We start from the raw sequence: 12,464 nt of genomic DNA, 5'->3' as shown, positions 1-12,464 counted from the left end.
TCTTAATGCCGGCGTGTGAAGCGCAGATGTCGAAAGGAACCGCGCCACGGCGTGCGCTTTCGCGCGCGCTGATTTTGGCGTTGGCGTGCTCGACCGTGCTCGTCGCTGAATCAGGGTCGGCGGCCGCCTTCGAGATTTTCGGCATCAAATTGTGGGGCTCGTCGAACGACGAGGACGCCGATATCGTCGACCCGCTGCGCTATGCCGTGACAATCGAGGCGCCCGCTGCCGACAAGGATTTGCTCAAAAAGCTCGAAAACGCCTCGTCGCTGAAATCCGACGAGGAGCGCCCGGTCTCCGGTTCGTTGGGCCTTTTGGCCAAGGCGCGCAGCGACCGCGAGCAGCTGGTCGCCGCCCTTTATGCGGATGCCCGCTATGAAGGCGTCGTCACCATCACCATCCAGGGCAAGGCGCTCGACGATTTGCCGCCCGATGCCGAATTTACAGGCCCGCAGCCGATCCCGGTGGTGGTCAGCATCGCCAGCGGGCCCAAATTCACACTCGGCAACATCAGGCTGGAAGGCGATGCCGCTGGGCTTGCGAGCGCCGATTTCGGCCTGATTGCCGGCGGCGATGCCGGCTCGGGCGCCGTGCTCAAGGCCGAGGCGCTGATCGTGCGGGCGCTGAAGCAGGAGGGGCGGCCGCTGGCCCGAATCACCGATCGGCAGATCGTCGCCGAGCATAACACCTCGACGCTCGACGTAATGCTGACTGTGGCCGCAGGTCCGGTAGCCGGCTATGGCGACACCACCGTCGAGGGGACCGAGAAGGTCGATCGCGAGTTCACCGAATACATGACCGGCCTGAAACGCGGCCGGCAATATTCGCCTGACGAGATCGACGATGCCCGCGACCGGCTGCTCGGGCTCGAAGTGTTCAACAGCGTCACGCTGAAGGAAGCTGACAGTCTCGACGCCGATGGTAACATTCCGATCGGCGTCCAGGTCAGCGAGCGCAAGCCACGCTATTTCGGCGTCGGCGGCACCTTCTCCAACACTGAAGGGCTCGGCCTCGAAGGCTATTGGGGCCATCGCAATCTGTTCGGCCGGGCCGAAAAGCTGCGCATCGACGGCAAGATCAGCGGCATCGGCAGCAACGATCTCAGCGAGCTCAACTACAATGCCGGCATCATGTTCGAGAAGCCGGGCGTGGTCGGGCCAGCGTCGAAATTCATCGCCAGCGTCAAGACCGTGCTCGAACATCCCGACGCCTACGACCATTTCTCGATCAAGGGCAGCACCGGCCTGTCCTATGAGATCGACAAGAAGCAGACGGTTTCGGCTGAAATCGCGCTCGACTATTCCAGGATCACCGACGCCTTCGGCAAGCACAAATACCTGATCGCCAGCATCCCGCTGCAATATGTCTATGACAACCGTGACAATCGGCTCAACCCGACCAGCGGCTTCCGGGTGCTGGCCTATGCCGAGCCGAGCTATGACATTATGAGCGGCGCCGCCTTCCTCAAGCTGAAGGGCGAGGGGTCGGCCTATCAATCGCTCGACACGGCCTCGAAATTCGTGCTTGCCGAACGCGTTGCGCTGGGTTCGATCGTCGGCACCAGCCTCGAACATGTTCCGGCCGACCGGCGCTTCTATTCCGGCGGCGGTGGCTCGGTGCGCGGTTATGCCTATCAGGGCATCGGTCCCAAGGACATCGACAATCAGCCGATCGGTGGGTTGTCCTTCTTCGAGACATCGGTCGAGATGCGCATTGCGCTCACCGACACGATCGGCATCGTGCCATTCGTCGATGCCGGCACCGTGTCGACCAAATCGACGCCCGACTTTTCCGACGTCAAGGTCGGCGCCGGCGTCGGGCTGCGCTACATCACCCCGTTCGGGCCGCTGCGCATCGACGCCGCCCTGCCGCTCAACCGCGACCATGGCGACCCGCGTTTCGGCATCTATGCCGGCATCGGACAGGCGTTCTGACGATGAAGATTTTCAAACGCATCCTTCGCCTCTTTTTCTACACACTGCTCATCGTGTTGGCGGCGGCCATAGGCGCGCTCGTCGTGCTGACCAAGACCGAGCGCGGCCGCGAAAACCTCGCCGGTATCATTTCGTCGATGGCCTCATCAGCCGACAGCAAGGTCACGGTCAGCGGCATTGACGGCATCTGGTCGGGTGCGCTGACGGTCGACCATGTCGTGCTGGAAGACCGTAACGGCGCCTGGCTGGTGGCGCGAAAGGTGGCCGTCGACTGGTCGCCGCTGGCGCTGCTGTCGAAGAATTTCAGCGCCGATCGGATCGCCGCCGAGCGCATCGAACTGGCGCGGCTGCCAGTGGCGGGCACGGAGCCGAGCAAGAGCGGGTCGACCGGCCTGCCGGTTTCGCTCGACATCAAAGCGATCGATCTGCCGCAGATTGCGCTCGGCCAGCAACTTGCCGGCAGCGGCATTGCCGAACTTGCCGCCAAGGGATCGGCCAAGGTCGATGCATCGCCGCTGGCGATCGAGACGGTGCTCAACGTTACCCGCCATGACGGCAAGCAGGGCAATGTCGACGCCAACATCCATTTCGCGCCCGCCGACAACAAGCTCGACCTCGATCTCAAAGCATCCGAACCGGCGGATGGTATCATCGCCAACCTGCTCAAGCTGCCGGGTGCGCCGCCGGTCAACATCGTTGTTTCCGGCACCGGGCCGCTGGCCAACTGGAGCGGCGTCGGCACCTTCATGGTCGACGGCCAGATCGTCACCCAGCTCACCGGCCGTCATCAGCAGACTGACAAGGGCAACCGGATAGAGGCCAAGGGCGACGGCTCGTTCGAAGGTTTTCTGCCGGAACGCTTCAAGTCGCTGTTTGCCGGCAAGACGAGTTTTGATCTCGCCGGCACCGCGACCGCGGCCGGCGGCGTCGACGTCGAGCGCGCCACGATCGAGAGTGACGCCGTGCACGGCACCGCCGCTGGCATGGTCGACCCGAAGGGCGCCAGCGACCTGTCGGTGGAACTAGCGGCCAAAGCCGAGCCCGTGGTGATCAATGTCGGCAACGCCGCGCAGCCGATCATGGTGGCCATCAACAATGTCACCGCCCGCGCGTTTGGTGATGGCAAGGCGCCGATGATCGATGCCGGCGCTTCGCTCGTCTCGGTGGTGGCGGGCGGCTCTCAGGTGAACAATCTGGATGCGCAGATCCATTCCGACGGCTTCGACATCGAGAACCGCAGCGGCCCGGTCAGCGTGTCGCTGGCGGCAGCCGGCCTGAAGACCGACGTGGCGACGCTGGCGCCGCTGATCACCGGCAAACTGACGGCCTCTCTTGCCGGTTCGATCAGCAAGGATGAGATATCGCTCGATGAAGGCACGCTGCGCAGCGACGCGCTCAACGCCGGCCTGACGGCCAAGGTCTCGCTGGCTGACCTCGCCATGACGCTCAAGATGAACGCCGATGCGGTGTCGACGGCACTGCCGCCGCAGATCAGTTCGCTGCTTGGCGAGCGGGTCAAGTTCTCGGCGACCGCGACCCGCGATCCGCAGGGCTCGTTTGCCGCCAATTCGATCGAGCTGACCTCCGGTTCGCTCAGCGCCAGCGGCACCGCCAGTGCGCAGGGCAGCGACATCCAGGCCGACATCAAGGGCAAGCTCGGCGATGTCTCGGTGTTGTCGCCGCTGGTTGGCGTGCCGGTCGCAGGCGGCGTCGATTTCGCGCTGACGGCAAGCGGCGCGCGCAACGCGCCGGACTTTTCGGTTTCGGCCGACAGCGCCAGCCTGACGGCGTCGGGTCGTACGGTCAAAGACATCAAGCTGACCGCTTCGGGCAAGGCCGACATTCTGAGCCCTGCCGCCAATGTCTCGCTGACCGGCTCGGTCGACGACCAGGCGCTCGCCATCAAGGCGGCGCTGGTGACCAGCGACGGCAAGCGCTCTATCAACGGGCTCAGCGTTGCGCTGGGTGACAATAAGGTGTCGGGCGATCTTGCGCTGGACGATCATTTTCTGCCGCTGGGCACACTGACGATCTCCGCACCCGATATTGCGCCGCTGGCGTCGCTGGCCGGACAGACGGCGGCCGGCGATATCGGCGGCACCGTCGTCTTCGCCAAAGACGGCGAAGCGCCCATCGTCACCGTCAACGCAGCCAGCGTGTCGATTGCGCGCGGCGATGTGGCGGCCAAGGCAATCACCGTCAGCGCGCTGATCGCCAACTATCTCAACAGCCCGGCGATCTCCGGCACGATCAAGGCCGACAGCGTGACCTCGGGGACGACGGTGGTCAGCGGCATCGGTGTCGACCTTAAGCGTGACGGCGACTGGACCAACTTTACCGGCGGCGCGACCATATCAGGAATCCCGGCGACGGCCGCGGGGCGGGCGAAGATCGCCGGCGGCACGACCAGCGTCGAGATCGCCTCAGGCGAGGCGACGGTGCGCGGCATCGCGGCGATCACCGAACCGTCGAGCCTGTCGATCGCCGATGGCGTCACCACCATTCAAAGGCTGGTGGTCGATCTCGGCGGCGGCTCGGTGACGCTCTCCGGCACGGCAGGCCAGACGCTCGATCTGGCGGCAAATTTCTCCGCCTTGCCGGCGGCGCTTGCCAATGATTTTTCGCCCGGCCTCGATGCTGCGGGCACGCTCGACGGCACGGCGCAAATCACCGGACCATCGGCAAATCCAGACGTCCGCTTCAATGCAAAACTGGCTGGCGCCGAGACCAACCAGACCCGCCAGGCCGGGCTCGGGCCGCTCGACCTCGATGCGGCCGGCAGTTATTCCACGGCCGGCGGCGTGGTTCTCGACCAGGCGACGCTTTCCGGCGAAAAAATCTCCGGCAAGGCGGCCGGCACAATCAACCCGAACGGAGCCAGCGATTTTGCACTCGACCTGACATCGTCCGGTCCGAGCCTGCCGGTGACGCTGGGCAGCACCGAGAGTCCGATCAAGCTCGAATTGCAGGCGCTATCGGTAAAGGCAGCAGGGCAGGCCGCGCAAGCGAAGCTCGACATCTCGGCGGTGCTGCCATCGGTGGCGACGAATTTCACCAAGGTCGAAGGCATCGCGCTGGCGCTGCATTCCGATGCGTTCGATGTGAAAAGCCGGACCGGTCCGATCTCCGGCACGGTGACAGCGGAAAAGATCGGTCTCGACAATCCAACCATCGCGCCGCTGATTGCCGGCAAGATCACGGCCAAGGTCGCCGGCAGCCTGGCGGCGGATGCAATCACCATCGACAGCGGCTCGGTGCAGGGCGCGGCACTCGACAGCGCCTTCAATGGCCGCGTCTCCTTCGCCGATGGAGCAATCGACCTCAACCTCAACGCCGATGCGCTGTCGGCGGCATTGCCGGCAGCGGCGCGTGGCGTGCTGGCCGAGCGGACGCAGCTTAGCGCCGCGCTGAAGCGCGATACGCAAGGCAATGTCAGCGCCAATCCGGTCAAGCTGGTATCGGGCGCGCTGACTGCCGACGGCCAGGCCAGCCTTGCCGACAATAAGCTCAGCGCCGACATCAAGGGCGCTCTATCGGACATCTCGCTGCTGTCGAAGGACGCCAAGGGCGCGGTTCGCTTCGCGCTCAATGCGCAGGGGCCTGTCATGGCGCCGGACCTGTCGCTGACGGTCAACAGCGACAGGCTGTTGGTGGCGGAACGCGAAATCACCGGGCTGAAGCTGATGGCCACCGGCAAGGCCGATGCCGCCAATCCGGCGGCCAATGTGCAATTGACCGGCAATGTCGCAGGGCAGGCGCTGCAAGGCAGCGCGGTGCTGGCGACGGCGGACGGCAAGAGCGCCATCAACGGGCTGCTGCTGTCATTGGGCAAGAACAAGATTTCTGGCGACCTCGCGCTCGACGAGGCTTTCGTCCCGGTCGGCACCATCGCGCTCGACCTGCCCGATATCGGACCGCTGGCTGCGCTGGCGCTGGAAAAGGCCGAAGGCGACGTGCGCGGCACCATCGCCTTCTCCAAGACCGCGGACGGCCCCAACGTCGCCGTCAAGGCTGCGACGGCTTCGATCACGCGTGGCGACTTGCAGGCAAAGACGGTGTCGATCGATGCGCTGATCGCCAATTATCTCGCCGCGCCGGTCATCTCCGGGAAAATCCGTGCCGACAGCGTCATCTCCGGCGGCACCGCTATCAGCGGTATCGATGTCGATCTGAAGCGCGACGGCGACTGGACCGGCTTTTCCGGCGGTGCCACCGTCAAGGGCATTCCGGCAAAGGCTGCGGGCCGGGTGAAGGTGGCCGGCGGCACGACTACCATCGAACTCGCTTCCGGCCAGGCCACGGTGCAGGGCATCAAGGCTGCCATCGCGCAGGCCTCGACCGTCAGCATTGCCAATGGCACGACGACGCTGGACAGGCTGGTGCTCAATCTCGGCGGTGGTACGGCGACGGTGACCGGCAAGGTCGGGCAGGCGCTCGACATCAATGCTGCTCTGTCGAAGGTGCCGGCCTCGCTCGCCAATAGTTTTTCGCCCGGCCTCGATGCCGCCGGGTCGATTTCCGGGACCGTGAAGGTGAGTGGCGCACCGGCCAATCCGGCGGTTGCCTTCAACATCGACGCCGGCGGAGTGCAGACCTCGCAGACCCGCGGCGCCGGCCTCGGCGGCATGAACATCTCTTCGTCGGGAACGTTCGCCGGCAAGAAGCTCACCTTCAACGCCGATATCAGCGATGGTGCCGGGCTTGGCCTCAAGGGCGGTGGCAGCGTCACCACAGCGGGCACGCCGGCGCTGGTGCTGGACTTCAACGGCAAGGTGCCGTTTTCCTTCCTCGCCGCCAAGCTTGCCGCGCAAGGCCTGTCGCTTAGCGGCACGGCCAACGTCAATGTCCAGGTGCGCGGTCCGGCGACATCGCCGGTAATCGGCGGCACGGTCAGCACGTCGGGCGCCCGCCTGGTCGACGCGCGCTCAGGCCTCGCCGTCAACGACATCGCCGCCGACGTTTCGATCGGCAATGGCGTCGCACGGATAAACCGCCTGACCGGCACGCTGTCGACACGCGGCAGCCTGTCGGCCAGCGGCACGGTCGGCATCAACCCGGCGCAAGGTTTTCCCGCCGACCTGTCGATCAAGCTGGTCGATGGCCGCTATACTGACGGGCGGGTGGTGACCGCCAATCTCGGCGGCGACCTGACCATCAAGGGCCCGCTCACCTCGGCGCCGGTGATTTCGGGCACCGTCAAGCTGGCCAAGACCGTCATCACCGTTCCTGAGAAACTGCCGGGCTCGCTCACGGCACTTGGTGTCAAACACAAGAACGCACCCGCCAGCGTGCGGGCGCAAGACAAGGCCTTGCGCCCGGCCTCGGCCAGCGGCGGTGGCGGCAGCGGCCTCAATCTCGATGTCACGGTGAACGCACCGAACCAGATATTCATCCAGGGCAGGGGTGTCGATGCCGAGCTCGGCGGTTCGCTCAGGCTGACCGGCCCGGCATCGTCGCCGCAAGCGGTCGGCACCTTCACCTTGCAGCGCGGGCGGCTGTCGATCCTCGGCAAGCGGCTGACCTTCACCGAAGGCACGGTCGGCTTTTCCGGCTCGCTGGTGCCCTACCTCAATTTGACCGCGACATCGACCACGACCAGCACCACCGTGACCATCGTCGTCTCGGGCGAGGCGACCAATCCGAAATTCACCTTCTCCTCGGTGCCGGCGCTGCCGGAGGACGAGGTGCTGGCACAATTGATCTTCGGCCGTTCGATGTCGAACCTGTCGCCACTGCAGATCGCCCAGCTGGCCGAGGCCGCCGGGCAACTGGCCGGTGTCGGCGGCTCGACCTCGCTGCTTGAAAATTTGCGCAGCGCTATCGGCGTCGACGATCTGGATGTGACCACGGACGATCAGGGCGGCACAGCCGTGTCAGCCGGCAAATACCTCAACGACCGCACCTATGTGACGATCCAGAAAGGCGACAAGCCGGGATCAGGCAAGGCAACGATCGACCTCAATGTCGGGCGCGGCGTCAAGCTGCGTGGCGAGGCCAATGATGGCGGCGAGGCCAAGGGCGGCATTTTCTACGAAAAGGAATACTAGAGCCTGTTCCATCCCGATGGAATCGGGATGGGACTCCAGTCTTTTTTGTTTGAGCATGATCTCCGGACAAAACGGTTTCCCGTTTGTCCGAGAAAACCGGATTCGACTTTTCGGAATCATGTTCTAGCCGCTGGCCCTTGCCGGCGTCCGGAACTGGCGCTGTCTTAACCGGCCAAAATGTATCAATTTAATCGCCTAAGCAGATTTTGGCGGAATCTGGGCGCAGTAGCAAATTTGCGCCAAGACTGTCGTTATCGCGCGAACCGCTCCCTTTTCAAAGTTGCACATTCGCTAACATGTTCCCACTCCATGCCGCTTTGACATCGTGGCCTGGATGCGGAATGTTAAAAGGCGGAAAGCCAACAATGGGAGTTAAGTCATGACAATTTACAAGAGTAATGGCGATCGCGTTCCGGATCACATCCTGGCCATGGCCGAAGAAGCCAAGGCAGGCAAGGTCGATCGCCGCGAATTCCTCGCCATGGCCAGCGTCTTCGGCGCGTCCACGGCGATGGCCTACGGCATGCTCGGCCTAGTAGATCCGACGCCAGCCAAGGCCGAAGAAGTGAAGGGCAAGAAGGGCGGCATCCTCAAGGTCGCCCAATGGATCAAGGATCCCAAGGACCCGCGCAAGTCCGACTGGTCGGAAATCGCCAATGCCGAGCGCCAGGCGCTGGAGCCGCTGGTCAAGTACACGACCGAATACACGTTCCGCCCCTACCTGCTGGAGAGCTGGGACGTGAATGACGACGCCACGGAGTACACTCTGCATGTGCGCAAGGGCGTGACCTGGAACAATGGCGACGCCTTCACCGCCGAAGACGTCATCTTCAACATTCGCCGCTGGGCCGACAAGAAGGCCGAGGGCAATTCGATGCCGGGCCGCCTCGGCACGCTGGTCAAGGACGACAAGCTCGACGAGAGTGCCGTGACCAAGGTCGACGACATGACCGTCAAGCTGAAGCTCGGCAAGCCGGACATCGCGCTGATCCCGAACATGTGCGACTATCCCGGCCTCATCGTTCACAAGAGCTTCGACGAGAAGGGCGGTGATTTCAAAGCCTGCCCGATCGGCACCGGTCCGTTCGAACTGGTGTCCTACGATGTCGGCCAGAAAGTGGTCTACAAGCGCCGCGAAGACAACAAGTGGTGGGACGGTGAAGTCTTCCTCGACGGCATCGAATTCGTCGACTACGGCACCGATCCGGCGGCCATGGTCAGCGCTTTCGAAGCTGGCGAAGTCCATACCAATTTCGAAACGTCGGCCGACTATGTGTCGATCCTCGACGGCATGGATCTGGTGAAGTCGGAAGTTGTGACCGCAGCCACCATCGTGTGCCGCACCAACATCAACAACAAGCCTTATGACAACCAGAAGGTTCGTCAGGCCTTGCAGCTCGGCGTCGACAACGCCGTGGTCCTCCAACTCGGTTACGGCAATGCCGGCACCGTCGCCGAGAACCACCATGTGTGCGCGATCCACCCGGAATATTACGAACTTCCGAAGATCGCCCGCGATCCCGCCAAGGCCAAGGCTTTGATGGCCGAAGCCGGCCAGGCCGATTTCGAACATGAGCTGATCACGGTTGACGAGGATTGGCACAAGAATACCGGTGACGCCATCGCCGCGCAGCTGCGCGACGCGGGCATCAAGGTGAAGCGCACGGTGCTGCCGGGTTCGACGTTCTGGAACGACTGGACGAAGTACCCGCTGTCGATGACCAACTGGAACATGCGCCCGCTGGGTGTCCAGGTGCTGGCCATCGCATACCGCACCGGCGAAGCCTGGAACGAGGCCGCCTACTCGAATCCGGAGTGGGATGCCAAGCTCAACGCGGCGCTGTCGGTCGCCGACGCTACCAAGCGCAAGGAAATGATGAAGGATATCGAGCAGACGCTGCAGGATTCCGGCATCATCATTCAGCCCTACTGGCGCAAGCTCTACAGCCATTCGGTCAAGGCGGTGCAGAACTACAAGATGCACCCGACCTACGAGCGCGACTACGGCAAGATCTGGCTCGAACAGGCCTGATCGACCTGATCGGGGGAGAGGCGCTTCGCCTCTTCCCCGTCACGCCTCGCATGATCCAGAACCGGAAGCCGGCGCAGCACAGATCTGCGGACTTCTCGGGAAGGGCCAAGCAACAAACAGGGTTGATCGCATTCGAGGGCCGGTTTGAGGGCCAACTCTGCCGGCAACGGCAAAGCTGGTTTTCCAAGCTGGCTCCAACCCCAACCAGACCGGCAGGGGACCGCCATGCTTTCTTTCGTAATCCGGCGTCTCGGCACCATGGCATTGACGATGCTGTGCCTGACGATGATCGTCTTCTTCCTGATCAACCTCGAGCCGAATCTGAAGAAGCTGGCGATCAGCCAGACCGAAATGCACACCTCCGCCGAGCAGCTCGAAAGCTGGCTGGTCAACCATGGCTACCGGCAGAACTTCTTCGTGCGCTACGGCCAGTGGCTGGGCGTCCTGCCCAAGCAGCCGGTGACAGATCCCGTGACCGGCAAGCCGACGCAGCGTTTTTCCTTCTGCAATGATCCGCTGGAGCCCAAATTCTCCGGCGTCCTGGAAGGCGATTTCGGCTGCTCGACCAAGTTCAAGACCAACGTTGCGTCAAAGCTCTTCCCCGCACTCGGCGCCACCGGCATTCTGATGCTTTGCGTGCTGGCCGTGATGGTGCCGATATCGCTGCTGATCGGCATTTTGGCCGGCATGCGCGAGGGGTCACGAACAGATCGAACGCTGTCCGTCGCCTCGATCGCCTCGACGGCGACGCCCGAATATGTGTCGGGCGTCATCTTCACCGTCATCTTCGCCTCCTGGCTCGGCTGGCTGAACGGTTCGGCCGCTTCGGCCAGCCAGGGCATCACCTTCTACAATTTCACCCTGCCGGTGATGACGCTGGCGATCTACGGCATCGGCTATATCGCCCGCATGACGCGCGCTTCAATGGTCGAGGTGATGACGCAGCAATATATCCGCACCGCCCGCCTCAAAGGCCTCTCCTTCGGCAGCGTCGTGGTGAAGCACGCGCTGCGCAATGCGCTGATCGCGCCGTTCACCGTCATCATGCTGCAATTCCCCTGGCTGCTCACCGGCGTCGTCATCGTCGAGGTGATGTTCCGCTATCAGGGCTTTGGCTACACGCTGGTCGAGGCTGCCGGGAATAACGACATCGACCTGCTGCTCGGCTGCTCGCTGGTTTCGGTGTTCATCGTGTTGATCACGCAGCTCATCTCGGATGTCGGCTACGCGTTCCTCAATCCGCGTATCAGAGTTCAATAGGGGGCCGGGCAGATGCAGGTCGAATATATCGGCGCCTTCAACATTGTGCTCGGCGTGATTGCGCGTTTCTGGCCGGTCTGGCTTGGGCTTGCCTTGGTGATGGGGGCGAGCTTCTCCTACAAGAAAAGGCTCGGCCTTTACGGCCAGCTGTTCGACAGCGGCGTCGGCATTGTCGGTGTCGGCATCTGCCTGTTCTGGCTGTTCACCGCGATCTTTGCGGCAACCGTCGCGCCCTTCGATCCGCTTTCCCAGGTGCCGATCATGAAGGACGCGCTGCCGGGCGGGATCGAGCCGGTATCCAAGCTCATCTACTATTTCGGCGGCGACAAGCTCGCCCGCGATGTATTCTCGCGCATGGTCTATGGCAGCCAGATCGTGCTGATCATCGCACCGGCGGCGACAGGGTTCGCACTGATGGTCGGCATCACGCTCGGCCTGCCCGCCGGCTATTACGGCGGCAGGATCGACACCGTGCTGTCCTTCCTGGCCAATCTGGTGCTGGCCTTCCCGGTGATCCTGCTGTTCTACCTTCTGGTGACGCCAGGCATCATGGACACGCCCATCCCCTATGCGATGGCCGGCCTGTTCTTCCTTTTCCCGATCATTTTCTTTTCCGTGCTGTTCTGGACCCGCTACAAGAACCGGCCGGACCGGCTCTACATATTGCTCGGGCTGACGCTGGTCATCGGCGGCTGGGTCTATGCCGGCCTGGTCTTCGATGCCGATCCGTTCAAAGTCATCCACATCGATCCTAACCAGCTCAACATCTTCGTGGCGGTGGTGTTCGCCTCCAGTCCCGGCGTGTTCCGTATCGTGCGAGGCCTTGTGATGGACATCAAGACACGCGACTATGTGGCGGCGGCGCAGACACGCGGTGAATCGCCCTGGTACATCATGCTGTGGGAGATCCTGCCCAATGCGCGCGGACCGCTGATCGTCGATGCCTGCCTGCGCATCGGCTACACCACGATCCTGCTCGGCACGCTGGGGTACTTCGGTCTCGGCCTGGCGCCGGAGAGCCCGGACTGGGGCACCGCGATCAAGGATGCCAGCCGCCTGCTGCGCTCCTTCATCCACCCGGCGCTGCCGCCGACGATCGCGCTGATGTCGTTCGTGCTGGGGTTGAACCTGCTCGCCGACTCGCTGCGCGAACAATCGATGAAAGACTGATCTGCGGGTTTTGGCCCGACG

5 protein-coding genes are annotated in these 12,464 nt (G+C 63.3%); all 5 read left to right on the top strand.

The annotated features are described in order from the left end of the window. Positions 1-5: 5 nt before the first annotated feature. The 5 genes from AC1DYO_RS07855 (at position 6) to AC1DYO_RS07835 (ending at position 12,443) form a co-directional block, all read left to right on the top strand. Complete coding sequence (locus AC1DYO_RS07855) at positions 6-1,934, top strand: autotransporter assembly complex protein TamA (RefSeq protein WP_477261931.1); 1,929 nt, start codon at positions 6-8, stop codon at positions 1,932-1,934. A gap of 2 nt (positions 1,935-1,936) precedes the next feature. Further along, positions 1,937-7,981, top strand: a complete 6,045-nt coding sequence (locus AC1DYO_RS07850; RefSeq protein ID WP_477261929.1) for a translocation/assembly module TamB domain-containing protein — start codon at positions 1,937-1,939, stop codon at positions 7,979-7,981. A 379-nt stretch (positions 7,982-8,360) separates the two neighbouring features. Beyond that, on the top strand, positions 8,361-10,013 hold the full coding sequence (locus AC1DYO_RS07845) for an ABC transporter substrate-binding protein (protein WP_477261927.1): 1,653 nt from the start codon (positions 8,361-8,363) through the stop codon (positions 10,011-10,013). Between the two features lie 225 nt (positions 10,014-10,238). After that, positions 10,239-11,273 carry an ABC transporter permease gene (locus AC1DYO_RS07840; RefSeq protein WP_477261925.1) on the top strand — a complete coding sequence of 345 codons (1,035 nt, stop codon included), beginning with the start codon at positions 10,239-10,241 and terminating at the stop codon, positions 11,271-11,273. Between the two features lie 12 nt (positions 11,274-11,285). Further along, positions 11,286-12,443 carry an ABC transporter permease gene (locus AC1DYO_RS07835; RefSeq protein ID WP_477261923.1) on the top strand — a complete coding sequence of 386 codons (1,158 nt, stop codon included), beginning with the start codon at positions 11,286-11,288 and terminating at the stop codon, positions 12,441-12,443. The last annotated feature ends 21 nt before the right edge of the window (positions 12,444-12,464 follow it).

It is taken from the genome of Mesorhizobium sp. P2_F5 (genome assembly GCF_056403715.1).
This window is presented reverse-complemented; position numbering and strand designations above follow the sequence as displayed.